The sequence below is a fragment of the Arthrobacter sp. FW306-05-C genome (assembly GCF_021801725.1).
Classification (GTDB): Bacteria; Actinomycetota; Actinomycetes; order Actinomycetales; family Micrococcaceae; genus Arthrobacter.
In genome coordinates this window covers 1261881-1277328 of sequence record NZ_CP084556.1, presented here as the reverse complement: position 1 = coordinate 1277328, position 15448 = coordinate 1261881, and the positions used below count along the sequence as shown (strand labels likewise).

The 15448-nt window shown below is 66.6% G+C and carries 12 protein-coding genes and 1 tRNA gene; 4 read left to right on the top strand and 9 right to left on the bottom strand.

Features of this window, described 5'->3' with window-relative positions; genetic code table 11:
• Positions 1–290 precede the first annotated feature (290 nt).
• The 3 genes from LFT44_RS05960 to LFT44_RS05950 are packed head-to-tail and all read left to right on the top strand — an operon-like array spanning position 291 to position 2578.
• Positions 291–1811 carry an SDR family oxidoreductase gene (locus tag LFT44_RS05960; protein WP_236801748.1) on the top strand — a complete coding sequence of 507 codons (1521 nt, stop codon included), beginning with the start codon at positions 291–293 and terminating at the stop codon, positions 1809–1811.
• A 44-nt stretch (positions 1812–1855) separates the two neighbouring features.
• Positions 1856–2353: a DUF2505 domain-containing protein gene (locus LFT44_RS05955; protein ID WP_142130626.1), complete on the top strand. Its 498-nt coding sequence runs from the start codon at positions 1856–1858 to the stop codon at positions 2351–2353.
• 3 nt (positions 2354–2356) lie between these two features.
• A complete protein-coding gene (locus LFT44_RS05950) occupies positions 2357–2578 on the top strand; it encodes an SCO4848 family membrane protein (RefSeq protein ID WP_236801747.1) in 222 nt (73 codons plus the stop codon).
• 67 nt (positions 2579–2645) lie between these two features.
• On the opposite strand, the gene sufU is transcribed toward LFT44_RS05950, so the two are convergent.
• From sufU to LFT44_RS05905, 9 genes are all read right to left on the bottom strand, one after another.
• Positions 2646–3095, bottom strand: coding sequence for a Fe-S cluster assembly sulfur transfer protein SufU (gene sufU, locus LFT44_RS05945; protein ID WP_236801746.1), 450 nt, complete (start codon positions 3093–3095; stop codon positions 2646–2648).
• A 22-nt stretch (positions 3096–3117) separates the two neighbouring features.
• The gene (locus tag LFT44_RS05940) at positions 3118–4443 is read right to left on the bottom strand and encodes a SufS family cysteine desulfurase (RefSeq protein ID WP_236801745.1); all 1326 of its coding nucleotides are present in this window, start codon (positions 4441–4443) and stop codon (positions 3118–3120) included.
• Positions 4444–4958: 515 nt separating this feature from the next.
• The gene (locus LFT44_RS05935; RefSeq protein WP_236801744.1) at positions 4959–7469 is read right to left on the bottom strand and encodes a helix-turn-helix domain-containing protein; all 2511 of its coding nucleotides are present in this window, start codon (positions 7467–7469) and stop codon (positions 4959–4961) included.
• 136 nt (positions 7470–7605) lie between these two features.
• Entirely contained in the window at positions 7606–10341 is a 2736-nt protein-coding gene (locus LFT44_RS05930; protein ID WP_236801743.1) for a helix-turn-helix transcriptional regulator, read from the bottom strand.
• Positions 10342–10450: 109 nt separating this feature from the next.
• Complete coding sequence (gene pth, locus LFT44_RS05925) at positions 10451–11056, bottom strand: aminoacyl-tRNA hydrolase (protein ID WP_236801742.1); 606 nt, start codon at positions 11054–11056, stop codon at positions 10451–10453.
• A 132-nt stretch (positions 11057–11188) separates the two neighbouring features.
• Entirely contained in the window at positions 11189–11809 is a 621-nt protein-coding gene (locus tag LFT44_RS05920) for a 50S ribosomal protein L25/general stress protein Ctc (protein ID WP_236801741.1), read from the bottom strand.
• 230 nt (positions 11810–12039) lie between these two features.
• Positions 12040–13020: a ribose-phosphate diphosphokinase gene (locus LFT44_RS05915; RefSeq protein ID WP_236801740.1), complete on the bottom strand. Its 981-nt coding sequence runs from the start codon at positions 13018–13020 to the stop codon at positions 12040–12042.
• A 2-nt stretch (positions 13021–13022) separates the two neighbouring features.
• Positions 13023–14501: a bifunctional UDP-N-acetylglucosamine diphosphorylase/glucosamine-1-phosphate N-acetyltransferase GlmU gene (glmU, locus tag LFT44_RS05910; protein WP_236801739.1), complete on the bottom strand. Its 1479-nt coding sequence runs from the start codon at positions 14499–14501 to the stop codon at positions 13023–13025.
• A 103-nt stretch (positions 14502–14604) separates the two neighbouring features.
• Positions 14605–14676 (bottom strand) — tRNA-Gln (locus LFT44_RS05905).
• Between the two features lie 132 nt (positions 14677–14808).
• On the opposite strand from LFT44_RS05905, the gene LFT44_RS05900 reads away from it, so the two are divergent.
• Positions 14809–15435, top strand: coding sequence for a TetR/AcrR family transcriptional regulator (locus LFT44_RS05900; RefSeq protein ID WP_236801738.1), 627 nt, complete (start codon positions 14809–14811; stop codon positions 15433–15435).
• The last annotated feature ends 13 nt before the right edge of the window (positions 15436–15448 follow it).

The following is a 15448-nucleotide window of genomic DNA, read 5'->3' as shown; positions in this document are numbered from 1 at the left end:
CCTGTGGTGTTCATCAAGGACAAGCAGGCAACACGAAAGCCCGAAATTCGCTGCGAATCCCGGGTACTCCCAGCCTACCGCGCAGGAACGACATGGCAGCGCGGCACCAACCCCGGCGGGAATACATGCAGGGTGGCAGGGCACGGGCGCTGTAGCGTGGGCGCTTTGGGCCTGGGTATTTTGGTCACAGTATTTTGGCCGGTGCAGCAGTCCGGAGGGGGCCGCCGCTCCGAACCACCAGGGACGAATCGGGCCACGACCGCCAGGTGCCAGGACGAACAGGAGCAAGCATGACCGATATGAATGCCCAGGCAACACCCAAGCACGCAACACCAAAGAGCGTCCTTGTCACCGGTGCCACCGGCTACATCGGCGGACGGCTTGTACCCCGGCTGCTGGAGGCAGGCCACCAGGTGAAGGTGCTGGTCCGCTCCCCTGACAAGATCGCCGGGGTCCCGTGGCGCGACAAAGTGGAGGTGGTGGAAAGCAGCCTTGACGACGGCGATGCCCTCCGCGAAGCCCTGGCCGGCGTCGACGTCTTCTATTACCTGGTGCACTCCATGGCCGCGGGCGCGGGATTCGAAGCGAAGGAAAAGGCGATGGCTGCCACCGCCGCGGAGGCGGCGGCCGCCGCCGGGGTGGGCCGGATCGTGTACTTGGGCGGGCTGCACCCCCAGGATGTAAAGCTCTCCACCCACATGCGGTCGCGGGAAGCAGTGGGCAAGGTTTTCCTTGACAGCCCGGTGGACGCCATCGTGTTCCAGGCCGGGGTGGTGATCGGGTCCGGCTCCGCCTCCTTCGAGATGATCCGCCACCTCTCCGAAACGCTGCCGCTGATGCCGGCTCCCAGCTGGGTACGCAACAGGATCGAGGCCATTGCCGTACGGGACGTGCTGTATTACCTGGTGTCCGCCGCCTCGCTCGAAGGCCCGATCAACCGGACCTTCGACATCGGCTGCCGGCAGGTGCTCACTTACGCGGGGATGATGAAGGAGTATGCCGCGGAAGCGGGCCTGCCGTACCGGGTGGTGCTGGCGCTGCCGGTCCCGGCGCCCAAGCTGGCAGGCATGTGGGTGGCGCTGACCACCCCCATTCCCCTCTCCATGGCCGTGCCCCTGGTGCAGTCGCTGCAGCATGACGCGGTGTCCAACGAGCATGACATCGACCAGTACATTCCACAGCCCGACGGTGGCCTGACCCCCTACCGGACGGCGGTGGCCCTGGCGCTGGGCAAGGAGCGGGACGGCCAGGTGGAAACCACCTGGGCCAGCGCCGGCGCCGACTCCGATCCCCTTCCCAGCGACCCCGAGTGGGCAGGGCACAAGGTGTACATCGACGAGCGGACCTTCCACGGGGACGTGGACCCGGCACATGTCTGGACCATTATCGAGGGCATCGGCGGGCGCAACGGCTGGTATTCGCTGCCCCTGGCCTGGCAGGTCCGGGGGTGGCTGGACAAGCTCACGGGCGGCGCCGGGCTGCTGCGGGGCCGCCGGCACCCCCACACGCTGGCAGCCGGAGAAGTGGTGGACTGGTGGCGGGTGGAGCGGATCGAGCGCGGAAAGCTGCTGCGGCTGCGGGCTGAGATGCGGGCACCGGGACGGGCATGGCTGGAGCTGTCCGTGGAGCCCGACGGCGGCGGCAGCCGGTACCGGCAGCGCGCCATCTTCTTCCCCAAAGGCCTGAGCGGACGGCTCTACTGGTTGGCCGTGCTTCCCTTCCACAGCCTGATCTTCCCGGCCATGGCACGGAACATCACAGCGGCGGCGCAGAAATTGGCCGATGCGGACCGGGCCGGGGTAACCCCGTAGGATGTTGGAGGCGTAAATCCTTTCCCCACGTCCCAGGAGGACCCATGGCGCTGAGCGCAACCACCACCCTTCCGCACTCCGTTGACAGCGTTGCCGCTGTGCTGGTGAACGAGGATTTCCAGCGCCACGTCAGCCAGCTGGTGGGCGGCAGCCTGGAGTCCTTCACCCTTGACGGGGACATTGCAGGAGCCTTCAACACCACGTCCGTGCGCACCCTTCCCACCACGCGGCTCCCTGAGATCGCCCGCAAGTTTGTTGGTGAGCACCTCAAGGTGACCCAGGTGGAAAACTGGGAAGCCCCCGCCGCGGACGGCTCACGCCAGAGCAACATCTCGCTGAAGATCGCCGGCGCCCCCGTGGATGTCACCGCCGTCCAGCGGCTCGTGGCCGACGCCGGCGGAACCCGAGTGGAGCTGGAGGGCGCCGTGAAGTCCTCCGTCCCGTTCCTGGGCGGCAAGATCGCCGATGCGGCCGAGCCGATGGTGGCCAAGGCACTGAACCTGCAGGCCGCACAGGCCCAGGCCTGGCTGGAAAGCCACTAGCCCATGCAGCTTCCGGTCTTCGCTGCGCTGGTCCTCATCGTCGCCGGCGTCTGGTCCCTGGTGGTCTGGCCGCAGTTCCTGCGCCGCGTCATGAAGGATCCGCGTGCCCGCGACGCCGCCGGCAAGGCAACGAAGTTCCTGACCGTCCATGTGGTGCTGGTGAGCATCTCGATGGTGCTGGGACTTGCCACTGCCGTGATCGGCTTCCTCGGCCTGCTGGGCTGACCACGAACACGAAACAGCCCGGGCCTTCCTTCTGCTGAGGGAGGACCCGGGCTGTTTGCTGTGCTGCTCAGGCTGCCTGGTTGAGGGCGTCCTCGGCGGCGACCCAGGAAATCATGGCGCACTTGACCCGGGCGGCGTAGCGGGCCACTCCTTCAAACGCTGCCGCATCACCCAGCAGTTCAGGATCGGCATGGACCTTGCCCCGCGAGCGCAGCACTTCCCGGAAACTGTCGATAACCTCATGCAGCTCCGCCACTGACATGCCCTCGGCGAGGTCGGTGAGGACCGAGGCGGAGGCCATGGAGATGGAGCAGCCGGCCCCGTCCCAGGCAATCTGGGCCACCTTGCCGTCCTGGACGGCAAGCCGGAGGGTCACTTCGTCCCCGCACACCGGGTTGAGCTGGTGTGACTGGCCGGTGGAGCTGCCCTGGGGTGCGTCGGTGGCGGCGAGCCCGCTGCCGTGGCGGGCCTTGGAATGGTCCAGGATGATCTGCTGGTACAGCTGGTCAAGGCTCATGTGTCAACTTTCATGGTCTGCGCTAGGCGCGGAAGTAGGACCGGACGCCGGCAACGGCTTCAAGGAAGCGGTCCACGTCGTCAGTGGTGTTGTACAGGTAGGCGCTGGCCCGGGTGGTGGCGGTCAGTCCGAGCCGGCGGTGCAGCGGCTGGGCGCAGTGGTGTCCTACACGGACGGCGATTCCCTGGGAGTCCAGGAACTGCCCCACGTCGTGGGCGTGGACACCCTCGACGTCGAACGCGGCGAGGCCGATCCGTTCCTTCCCGGCGGCGGGGCCCAGGACCCGGATGCCGGAGATGCCTTCGAGCCCGGCCACCATGCGCTGGCCCAGTTCGGCCTCCCACCGGTGGATCCGGTCAAGTCCGGTTTCCGTGAGGTAGTTGGCAGCGGCGGCCAAGGCCACTGCCTGGGAAATGCGCTGCGTACCTGCCTCGAAGCGCTGGGGCGCCGGAAGGTACTCGGCCCGTTCCATGGTGACGGTGGTAATCATCGATCCGCCCGTCAGGAACGGCGGCAGGATATCCAGGAGTTCCTGCCGTCCATAGAGCACGCCAATTCCCGTGGGAGCCAGCATCTTGTGGCCGGAGAACACCGCAAAATCCACCCCGAGTTCCTTGACGTCCAGGGGCAGGTGCGGGGCGGACTGGCAGGCGTCCAGGACCACCAGGGCGCCTGCGGTGTGGCCGAGGGCCGTCAGTTCCCTAACCGGGTTGATGATCCCCAGGACATTGGAAGCGTGCGTGAAGGCCAGGACCTTGGTGCGCGGGCCGATGATTGCCGCAGCCTGGTCCATGCGGAGGCTGCCCTGATCGTCAATGGGGATGTAGCGCAGCGTGGCCCCGGTCCGGAACGCCAGTTCCTGCCAGGGGATGAGGTTGGCGTGGTGCTCCATTTCGGTGACCACAATCTCGTCGCCCGGCTTCAGGGCCAGGTCTTTGAGCCCCTGGTCACCGCGCCCCTGGGCGGCCCACAGCCCGGCAGTGGAAAGTGAATAGGAAAGAAGGTTCAGTCCTTCTGTGGCGTTGGACGTCCAAACCGTCTCCGCATAGTCCGCGCCGATGAAGTCCGCAATGGTTTGCCGGGCGTCCTCGAATACTTCGGTGGCCTCCACGGCAAGATGGTGGGCGCCACGGTGAACAGCGGCATTGCGCTGCTCGTAGAATTCCTGTTCGGCCTCGATCACGCTCACGGGGTTTTGCGATGTGGCGCCCGAGTCGAGATAGACCAGGGGCTGTCCGTTGACCAGTTGGTTGAGGACCGGGAAGTCGTTGCGGATTCGCAGCACCTCGGCGTTGTCCATGACAGGTACGGCACGTTCCAGCGTGGCTGGCGTTGATACTAAGGCCAAAACGAACTCCTTGGGCTGTCAATGTCTGACACCCAATTGTCCCACACACGGCTGTGGCGGCCGCCCGGGAGGGGCCGCCGCCACCGCTGCCCCGGGCTTCAGCCGAGGGAACAGAGGGCCGGCGACGGCTGGGGGGAGAGTCTCGGTCTCAGAAGACTCTGACGTCGCCGGCCCCGTCTGTGCCCGGTCCATCGCGGACCGGAAATTGAAAGGGCTCAATGTCCTGTTGGCTGCTCCGCGGCCTCGAGCCTGCCGCTTTGCTTTGCCTCCTTAAGTAAATCCCGCAGTGCCACCCTGTACACGAGTAGGGTGTACTCGAATCCGGGCGGCTGCACTACCGGGGCGCCGCAAAGCCACCTGCATGCAGCGGATGATGCCCGCAGGGTCCCAGGTACTGCAGCAGGACGGGCAGGACGCAGGGCAGGCCGGGGGGCAGGAGTCCGACGCCGGGCTGGCAGCAGGGTGCCGGAGGGCAGTGGGCAAGGACGCGAGCGGCAGCTGCCCGCCGCCGGGACCTACTTGGGCAGCGCCGACTCCAGCTCATCGCGGCTGCGGACCCCGAGCTTAACATAGGTGCGGTACAGGTGGCCTTCCACCGTCCTGACCGAAACCATCAGCCGCTGCGCGATCTCCCGGTCGGTAAGACCCTGCACGGCCAGCTCGACGATGTCCTGTTCCCTCCGGGTAAGGCGGACTGTCGGGGCCGCGGCGATGAACCGTCCTTCCCGGAACCGCTCGCCCAGCTCGTGGTCGCACTTCTCGCGCTGGGCAACGGCCTGCCGGGACCGGCGGCGTTCCCCGGCCTGCTCCAGCACGGTGCTGGCACGGGCGTAGGCTTCGCGGGCCAGGTTGACAAAGCCTGCCTCCTCCAGCGAGGCAGCCGTTGCCATGAGGGTGTCACCGTCGGCGTTTTCCCACGCGGTGGCCAGCGTCAGCAGTGCTTCCGCCCACCGGCCCTCCACGCCGCGCGCCGCTGCCTGCACCATGGGGACCACTGAGGGATCCCCGAGGTCCCAACACATGGCCAGGATCTCAAGGAGGTTTCCAGTGCGCGCGGAGGCTTCCGTGGTGGTCATCAACGTCTGCAGGGCGGCCAGGCCTTTTCCGTCACGGGCAAGGTATTCACCCGCCGCCGCCACGTAGGCTGCCGCCAAAAGGTCATGGGCGGGCCAGCCGGCAGCAGCGTCCTTGTGGTCCTGTTCCAGGCGTTTGGCCTGTTCAGCATCGCCGAGCCGGGCCGCAGCATAAAACCCCAGGGCTGTGCCAAAGCGGTACAGCTGCAGCGGGTCGTTCAGCCTCAGCGCTTCCACTGCGGGCAGCAGGACCTGGTAGGCGCGCTCCATCCTCCCCTGCCGCAGCAGCGAGTAGCCCTGAAGCACCTGCAGGCTCCCGTTGAAGGTGGCCGCGGCCGGGGCATGCCCGGCGGCGTAGTGGTTAATCTCCCGCTCTGCGGACTCCCATTCACCCATGGCCAGGTAGTCGGAAACGAGCCGTCCCAGCACGAACTCGGGAAAGAAGAACAGGCTGCCTTCAAGGGGCGGAAGTTCCGAGGCTGCCAGCAGGGCGGCCTCCAGCCCTTGGACGGGCCGTCCGGCCGAGGCGAGGGCATGGGCCAGGAGGCCTTCAGCCAGCACACGGAGCGGTTCTCCGCCGGTGGCTGCCGGGGGTCCCTTCCTGATCCTGTCCACCTGGTCATTGAGCGCCTGGAAATCCACTTCCGCTCCAAGCTGGAGCAGGTGCAGGAGTTCCTCCTGCCAGTCCTTCACGCTGCTGCCGGCAGCCGCGACGCGCTTTTCGACGTCTTCCGCCACCACTGCCAGAGGATGGCCGATGGCCTGGTGCGCCGAAACCCGGAGCAACAGAACGGCCGGGCCCTGCGGGTCTTCGGCCAGCGGAAGCCAGCATTCGTCAAGCAGTGCCGCGGCTTCCGCGTAAGCCCCTTCGTTGTACAGCGCACGTGCCTGGACCGCCTGGGCCAGGGGAACCAGCGGGGGCCTGTGGACCCGGGCCGCAATGGTCCGTGCGCTGTGGTTGTGGAACCGAAGCAGGGCGTCCCTGGCCGCCGCCAGCATCTCGTCGTCGCTGACCCGGACCCCACACTCAAGGGCCCACTCCACGGACCGCAACCGGCCTTCCCCCTGCAGCAGGGTGGGGTCCTGGCGCGCCTTGACCTTCTCCAGCAGCTGCAGGCTGCGGGAGACCGAAACGGTATGCCTGATGGCGCCGGCGAAGAGCCCGTTCCAAATGGAAAGCTCAGCCGGAATACCGGGTGCTTCAATGATCATCTGCTGGTCCAGCAGGGAGCGGACTACTGCTGCCCCGCTGATGTCCTCGATGACTTTCCTGCCCACGGGCCCGGCAAGGGCAATGAGCTTTAGTGCTTCCTGTTCCTCCGGCCGCCGCCGAAGGTGGTCTTTGGCGACCACCGCTGCCAGCCGTGCCCCGTCGCAGGGGAGGGAGCCCAGGAGCATCCAGATTCCGTTGCGTTTGACCAGGACCCCCGCTTCGGCGGAGTCATGGAGCAGGGCATCGAGGATCCGGGGATTGCCGCCGGTCGCGCTCCACATGGCGTCCACCGTGGCACCAGGGACGGTCCCGTCCAGGGCATGGGCCAGGACCTCCTCGATTTGTTCACGGTTGAGGGGGCGGAGGTCGACACGTTCGGCAAGGCCGTCATACCAGAGCTGGTCGAGCGGCTGCGGCAGTCCCGGCCGGGGCCTGGCCGCCGCCACCACGGTGGCCCATCCTGCCGAAATCACCTCGGCCAGGATGCCGGCAGATGCGTCATCGAGGTGGTGCGCATCGTCCACCGCGATCAGGACGGATCCCATGCTGCCGGCCTTCAGTTTCTCGAAGTAGGACCACATCGAACGGAGCACTGCGACCGGCGAGACGGACTCTTCAGCCGTCAGCTCGCCCGTGTAAGGGGTGAGGACCCCGAACGGCACGGCGGCCAGGGCCGAACTGGCGTGGATCCGCACAATGTTCGTGGTCCCGGCGAGGCGTTCCGTGACGGCGTCAGTCACGGCCGACTTGCCTATGCCGGGGCCTGCCATGATGAAGACGGCCTGATGTGTGCCGTTCCGGAGGATAGCGCAGATGCGCTCCACCGGCTCCCGCCGGCCGGTCAGGAGCCGGTGCGCGGCCGCCTGCTTGTGGCCATTAGACGAGTCCAGTCAGATCACCCCTTGAAGTCACGCCAAGCTTGGTGAAGACCTGGTACAGGTGGCCTTCCACGGTGCGCACTGACACGCCCATTTCCATGGCGATGTCACGGTTTGAAGCGCCCCGGCCGGCCATCCTGGCGATTTGCCGTTCGCGGCTTGTCAGCAGCGGGCTGCCGCTGCTGGGCACGATGGGCAGATTGGCGACAGTGGCGGCCAGGATGTCCAGCCGGGCCTGCGCTGTCCTGGCCGAAAGCGCGTCCCCGTCCTGGCGCGCGAAATCCACCGCCAGTGCCATGCACCGGGCCTCAACGGCGTCCAGTTCGAGCGTGGCAGCGAGTTCGCCGCCGGAGAGGAGTGCCTTGGCGTCCTTCGTCCTGCTTCCGACGGCAATCAACCGTGAGACGTCGGCAAGCGGGCCCTGCCGTTGGCCGGCAATCTCCTCCAGCAGCCGGAAGTCCGCGTCGCTGCCATTGACGGTTGCGGCCAGCAGGTAGATGCCGGCAACCGTAGGCCGGCCCGCCTCCAGGTTCCGCCGGGCTCCTTGCTTCAGGCCTGCCACCGCCTCCGGGTCTCCCAGCCACCGCCCGGCCACCAGCGCGCAGAAATCGATGATGCATTCCGTGGCGAAGCCGGCCCTGCCGGAGGTCTTCTGGAGTTTGGTGAGGTACTTACGGGCAAACCCCGCATTGCCGGTCTGGGCATAAGCCAGGGCTGTGGCCGCGTAGCCGGTGCGCAGCGCGGCCTGCACCGGCTGCAACTCCAGCTGGGCTGTGGCGGAAATCAACGGCTCCAGGGCAGCCTCGCCGCGGCCGGAGAAGGCAAAGGCCACGCCGGCCGCCAGCTCAGTTGCGGCGCTTCGGAAGGGAAGCCGGTGGAGCTGTCCCACGCTGAAGGGAGTGAGGAGGTCGATGCAGCGCCGCCATTGGCCTGCCAGGAGCAGGACGAAGTATGCCTCCTTGCTGTAGCGCTCACGAAGACCAACAATGTGCGAGGCATCGGTGAGCTGGCCGCCGAGTTGGCGCATGAGGCTCAAGGCGTCCATCTCGCGGCCCGTGAAAGCAAGGGCGGTCATCAGGATGATGGCCGACTGAAGCCGGAATCCCGTGTCGGGGTTGGCAGCGGGGTCGGCTGCCCGCTCGAGTGCCGGAATCATGGCGGCAAAATCACCGGCATGGGCCTGGTACTCGAATTCGCTCAGCGAGATCCGGTTGGCTGCGATCACGGCGGGCGCGGGCCAGGAAGAATCCTTGGCTGCCTGTTGCAGGCGTTCGCGGGCGGCGGCGAGGAGTTCCGGCACTTTGCCCGCCTGTTCCGGGATCGAAAGCATGACGCGCGCTTTGGCGGCTACTACCTGGGCGTACTCCTCGGGGTCCAGGGCGTCGAGTTCAGGCTGCGAGATGTCGTCCAGGGCTGCAAGGGCCTGGACGGGCATGTCCAACTGGAGGTACGCCGATGCCTTTTGGCGCTGCGCCGATGCCCACCCCGTGTCGGTCCTCCTCAGCATGTCCGCATAGGTCAAGGCAAAACGGGGATCGAACAGCTGGACTGCGGCCTGGGCGGCCGCAAGCGCCAGCGCCGGGCTAAGCTCGGCCTCGCATTCATGGGTCCAGGCGGCAAAGGACATCAGTTCTTCGACCGTCATGGATGCCGGATCCGGCTCCGCGCCGCCCAGCATCACGCTTCGAAGCTCCCGGCGCCGGGAAATGCTGAGCCAGGTCCTGACCACGTCCCCGATGTATTTCTCCCGCAGGGATACCCAGCGGTTTTCGGACTCGTCGATCTCCAGCAGCCCGCCGTCCTCCATGTCCGCAATGACATCCGCACCGTAAATCGCGGTGAGGCGGGACAGCTCCACCCTGCGGGCACAGGAGAGCATCTCGATGACTTCGCGGGTTCGGGGGGTTTCCCGTGACCAGCGGGACCGGACGATGTCGTCCAGGCTGGCAGCGCCGTCGAGCACCACTTTGTCCCGGAGGGTCCAAACTGAGTCCGACAGGACCAGGTTTCCGGAGAGCTGCTGCTCGGTGACCAGCGCCTTCAGCAGCAGGGGGTTGCCGCCCACCATTTGGTGGTAGGTGCTGACCAGGGAGGAAGCGACGCGGTGTCCCAGCAGTGACAGCAGGACTTGCCGGGTCTGCAGTTCGTTGAGGTTGCTGAGCCTCACCTCGGTCAGCTTCCGGTCTGTCAGCAGCCAGTGGAAGTCTGCGGGCAGGTCGCTGGAGTTGGCGGCCACCGCAATGATCTTGGCGGTACCGGTAAGCAGGACGTTCAGCAGTACCCCGGCACTCATGTCGTCAATGCTGGCGGAGGTGTCCAGGGTAATGATGCACGGCCTGCCGGCGGCATCGCTGCGGATCAGGGATGTGATGCCGCGCAGGATGGCGGTGGGCGATCCCATGTAGGCCTGCGGCAGCCGGGCCAGCAGGAAGGAGAGGCAGCCGTACGGGGTGGTGGAGCCCGACGGACCGTTCCGCAGTTGCAGCGACCAGATATCCGGCCCGAGGTCTGCCACTGCCGCGCGGGCCAAGGAGGACTTCCCCACACCCCTGGCACCGGTGATGACAACGCCGAGGGAATTCTCGCTGGTGAGGGCCGTGCGGACGGCGTCGAGGTTGGCGCTGCGTGCAGGCACCGACCATTGCTGGCTCTCCGGCGGCGCGGAGGGTGGCGTGGGCAGCCTGTCACCTTGAGGTGTTGACCCACGTCCCCAGCTGAGTGGCTCGATTGACATGAACTTATCCCCTACATCCTGCAATAGCGGGATGTAGCCCCTTTGCTCCCCCGCATAGGAAGAAGAGTACCCTCTGCCACAGACAAGGAAATAGGGTCGAAGGGAACTTTTACGATTCCGGCTGGCGTGACCCGGACTTTGCGGGGTGGAACTTTTGCTGTGCGGCGGTGAGCCCGTCACGGAGCAGGGACTCCACGGCGTCGGCGGCGTCATCCAGCAGGAACGGCAGTTCCTTCTGTTCCGTGGTGCCGAAATCCCGCAAAACGTAGTCGGCGGTGTCCATCCTGCCGGGCGGCCTTCCCACTCCCACGCGGACCCGCAGGTAGTCCTTGGTGCTCAGCGCCTTGGAGATGTCCCGGAGGCCGTTATGGCCCCCTTCCCCGCCGCCGAGCTTGAGTTTGACGGTGTTAAAGGGGATGTCGATCTCGTCATGGACGGCCACAACGTGGTCGGCTGGAATGCCGTAGAAGTTGGCCAGGGCGGAGACAGGGCCGCCGGAGACATTCATGTAGCTCATCGGCTTCGCCAGGACCACGCGGGGACCGCCGATGCCCAGCCGGCCTTCCAGAACCTGGGCGCGGGCCTTGTGCGTCTTGAAGCCGGCACCAATGCGGCCGGCAAGTTCGTCGAGCACCATCTGGCCCACATTGTGCCGGTTGCCTTGGTATTGCGCGCCGGGGTTGCCGAGGCCAACGATCAGCCAGGTATCTGTCATGGGGTCAATCCTATGGGGGCGGCTTGGGCGGGAAGGAAAGCGTGCGGACAGGGCATGCTGATACGGCGGTGGCCTGACATGGCAGTGGCCGGGCCCCTGGGGGTCCGGCCACTGCTGGAAACTGCGGAGTGGTTACTCGGCTGCGGCTTCTTCGGCTGCGGGAGCTTCCCCTGCTTCGCCCTCGGGGGCAGCTTCGGTTTCTTCTTCCTCGGCGATGACGACTGCCTCGGAGATGTTCACCACGAGCGCTTCGGCGTCGGTCAGGAGGGTGGTGCCCTTCGGGAGGACCAGGTCGGAGGCGTGGATGTGCTCGCCGGCGGCGCGGCCTTCGACGCTGACCTCGATGGCGGTGGGCAGGTGGGTTGCCTCGGCCTCGAGGGACACAACCGTCAGTTCCAGGTTGTGAACGGTGCCGGGAGCGGTCTCGCCCTCAACCTGCACGGGGACGTCAACGGTAACCTTCTCGCCCTGGCGGACGGTCAGGAGGTCGATGTGCTCGATGATCTGCTTTACCGGATCGCGCTGGACGTCCTTGACCAGGGCCAGGTGGCCCTCGCCGTTGATGTCCAGGGACAGCAGGGCGTTGGGGGTGCGGACGGCCAGGGTGGTGGCCTTTGCCGGCAGGGTGACGTGGATGGGCTCTGCGCCGTGGCCGTAGATGACGGCCGGGATCTGGTGGTTCATGCGGGCGCGGCGGGCGTAGCCCTTGCCGAATTCGGTGCGCAGTTCTGCTGCGAGCTTCTGCTCAGACATGGAATCTCCTTGAAGACTAAACGGTGTTCAGCAAGGGCGGAGGTCTGGTGTGACCTTCAACGCCGGGCGGCCGGAAGGCGGCCCTTCAAGAAGGCAGTCCCCACGAAGGGACCAGCAGACCCAGTCGATAACGGAGGCTATGCCCTCCCTCGCCAAGGTATCGGAAAGAGCCTACCAGTGCCGGGCGCGTTAACTTAAATCCAACAGGACCGGCACTGCTATGGAATCTCTTAGGCCTTGCCGTCGAAGAGGCTGGTGACCGAGCCGTCGTCGAACACTTCGCGGATGGCCCGGGCGATCAGCGGTGCGATGGAGAGCACCGTCAGCTGCGGGAACTGCTGGGACGAGTTAAGCGGGAGGGTGTTGGTGACCACCACTTCCCGTGCGCCGGACTCCGCAAGCCGGCGTGCGGCCGGATCCGAGAACACGGCGTGGGTGGCCGCGATGATGACGTCCTTGGCGCCCGCGTTCTTCAATACATTGACAGCGCCGGAGATGGTTCCGCCGGTGTCGATCATGTCATCGATCAGGACGCAGGTGCGCCCCTCGATCTGGCCCACCACGGTCTTGGAGACGGCCTGGTTGGGGACGGTAAGGTCGCGGCTCTTGTGCACGAAGGCCAGCGGCGCCCCGCCCAGGCGTTCTGCCCACTGTTCGGCCACGCGCACGCGTCCGGTGTCCGGGGAGACAACGGTGATGTTGTCCGCCTCAACGCGGGTGCGGATGTAGTCGGCTAGCAGCGGGATGGCCATCAGGTGGTCGACGGGGCCGTCGAAGAAACCCTGGATCTGCGAGGTGTGCAGGTCCACGCTCATGATGCGGTCCGCGCCTGCGGTCTTGTAGAGATCTGCCACCAGGCGGGCGGAGATGGGCTCGCGGCCCCGGCCCTTCTTGTCCTGGCGGGCGTAGGGGTAGAACGGCGACACCACGGTGATGCGCTTGGCGGAGGCCCGCTTCAGCGAATCGATCATGATCAGCTGTTCCATGAGGTGGTTGTTCAGCGGCGCGGGGTGCGCCTGGATCACGAAGGCGTCGGTGCCGCGCACGCTCTCCCCCGCACGGACGTAGATCTCGCCGTTGGCGAAGTCGTAGGCGTCAACGGGAAGGAGCTCAGTGCCCAGTTCCTTGGCGATTTCCCGGGCCAGCTCCGGATGGGCCCGCCCTGTTGCGAGCACCAGCTTCTTTTCGCCGTGCGCCGTAATTTCGCTCATTGTTACTTGCCCTCTTCTGTAGATGCCGGGGTACTTGAGGAATCATTGGTGGCCGCTTGGGCCAGTTCGGCGGAGCGGGTTCCCGGGCGGTGCGCGGGAACCCAGCCTTCGGCGTTGCGCTGGGCAGCGACGCTCAGCGCAAGCGCTCCGGCCGGAACGTCTTTGCGGATCACCGCGCCGGCGCCGCTGTAGGCGCCGTCCCCCACGGTGACCGGGGCAACAAAGACGGTGTTGGAGCCTGTACGGACGCCGGAGCCGATCACCGTGCGGTGCTTCTTCTCGCCGTCGTAATTGGCTGTGATGTTGCCGCAGCCAATGTTGGTGTCCTCGCCGATTTCGGCGTCGCCCGCGTAGCCCAGGTGGGACAGCTTGGAGCCGCGCCCGATGGTGACGTTCTTGGTTTCGTAGAACGCGCCGATCTTGCCCTTCTCGCCCAGCACGGTGCCGGGGCGGAGGTAGGTGAAGGGGCCGACGGCGGCGCGCGGGCCGATCACAGAGCCGGAACCGTGGGTGCGGGCTACGGTGGCGCCCTCGCCTACGGTGACGTCGGTCAGGGTGGTGTCGGGGCCCACGACGGCGTCCCTCGCCACGGTAGTGGCGCCGTGCAGCTGGGTGTTGGGCAGGAGGCGGACGTCCTCGTCGAGGGTGACGGAGGAGTCGATCCAGGTGGTGGCCGGGTCGACCACGGTGACGCCGGCCCGCATCCAGGCTTCCACGGTGCGGCGGTTCAGTTCGGCACCGAGGGCGGCGAGCTGGACGCGGTCATTCGCGCCCTCCACCTGCCAGCGGTCGGCCGTGACGACGGCGGCGACGCGGCCGCCTGCCTCCCGGGCCAGTCCCAGCACGTCGGTGAGGTATTTCTCGCCCTGTGCGTTGTCGGTGGTGACCTTGCCCAGCGCGTCGCGGAGCACAGCGGCATCGAAGGCGTAGATGCCGGAGTTGACTTCGCGGATCAGTTTTTCGGCCTCGGAGGAATCCTTGTGTTCGCGGATGCCGGTGACGGAACCATCCTCGCCGCGGAGGATGCGGCCGTAGCCGGTGGCGTCGTCGAGGACTGCCGTGAGAACCGTGACGGCATTGCCTTCGAACTCGTGGGTGGCGACGAGCTCGGTCAGCAGTTCCCCGGAAAGCAGGGGCACGTCGCCATACGTGACCACGACGGTTCCCGCCAGGGCCTGCCCGGCGTCCAGCGCCTCGAGTGCGGCTTCAACGGCACGGCCGGTGCCCGGGACGTCGTCCTGGTCCACGATGAGGGCCTGCGGGTCGAGCGCGGCCACGTGGCCCTCCACCAGGTCGCGTTCGTGGCGCACCACGATGGCAAGCCGCTGTGGATTGATGCTGCGGGCAGCACGGAGGGCGTGGCCCACCATGGAGAGGCCGCCGATCTCGTGCAGGATCTTCGGAGTACGCGATTTCATCCGGGTGCCGGCACCTGCTGCCAGAACGATTACAGCGGCCGGACCGGCATTCTCGGGGATCACGTTCGGGCTCTCCTTGCTTGGTTGTGCTGGCGCTTTGCGTGCTCCAGCGGCCCTGGCCGCCGGACACCGGGTGCCATCCTCATGATCGCTCCTTGCGCAGCAGTTCCGCCCATAGGATTCGAACCTATACTCCACGGCTCCAAAGGCCGGGGTGCTGCCGTTACACCAGAGCGGACCGTGCCAAAAGACTCAAGGCCCGGGCACAAGTCCCTATTTTGCCATGGGTTCAGGGCGCCGCGCGACACGGCGCCTTCCACCCTGCCGGTCCGGCCGAATCCGCCCGGCGGCGGTGGGGCATGATGGGACGGTGAGCAACAACCTTCCGCGGACGCGGATGACTGGCCTGCAGCGCCGGACCCAGCTGATCGACGTCGGCCGCGGCCTTTTCGCCGTCCGCGGGCTGGACGGCACCACCATCGAGGAAATCGCCGCCTGCGCAGGCGTGTCCAAACCAGTCATCTACGAGCACTTCGGTTCCAAGGAAGGGCTGTACACCGAAGTGGTGGACCGCGAGTTCCATATTCTCCTGGACGCGATCAACGCGGCCCTCACCGAGGAAGCCAAGCCCCGCGTCCTGGTCGAACGCGCCGCACTCGCGCTGCTCACCTACATCGAGGAACGCACCGAAGGCTTCCGGATCCTCATGCGCGACGCTCCCCCGTCCCAGCCCGAAGGTGCCTTCTCCACCCTGCTCTCCCACGTCACTGCCCGCGTGGAACACATCCTCTCCGACGAATTCTCGCGCCGCGGGCTTAGCGGCGAGGACGGCGCCATGTACGCGCAAATGCTCGTCGGTATGGTGGCAATGACCGGCCAATGGTGGCAGGACAGCCGCCAGCCGGACAAGAACACCGTCGCAGCGCATCTGGTCAACCTCGCCTGGAACGGCCTGACCGGCCTCAAGAAAGACCCTGAGCTGCAGTCTGAACCTTAGCCGTGGTCGCCTT

Bases quoted from the DNA above. Each gene is read 5' to 3' on its own strand.
- LFT44_RS05955 (WP_142130626.1), top strand. From the start codon at position 1,856: ATGGCGCTGAGCGCAACCACCACCCTTCCGCACTCCGTTGACAGCGTT.
- pth (WP_236801742.1), bottom strand. From the start codon at position 11,056: ATGACAGATACCTGGCTGATCGTTGGCCTCGGCAACCCCGGCGCGCAA.
- LFT44_RS05950 (WP_236801747.1), top strand. From the start codon at position 2,357: ATGCAGCTTCCGGTCTTCGCTGCGCTGGTCCTCATCGTCGCCGGCGTC.
- LFT44_RS05915 (WP_236801740.1), bottom strand. From the start codon at position 13,020: ATGAGCGAAATTACGGCGCACGGCGAAAAGAAGCTGGTGCTCGCAACA.
- LFT44_RS05930 (WP_236801743.1), bottom strand. From the start codon at position 10,341: ATGTCAATCGAGCCACTCAGCTGGGGACGTGGGTCAACACCTCAAGGT.
- sufU (WP_236801746.1), bottom strand. From the start codon at position 3,095: ATGAGCCTTGACCAGCTGTACCAGCAGATCATCCTGGACCATTCCAAG.
- LFT44_RS05960 (WP_236801748.1), top strand. From the start codon at position 291: ATGACCGATATGAATGCCCAGGCAACACCCAAGCACGCAACACCAAAG.
- LFT44_RS05920 (WP_236801741.1), bottom strand. From the start codon at position 11,809: ATGTCTGAGCAGAAGCTCGCAGCAGAACTGCGCACCGAATTCGGCAAG.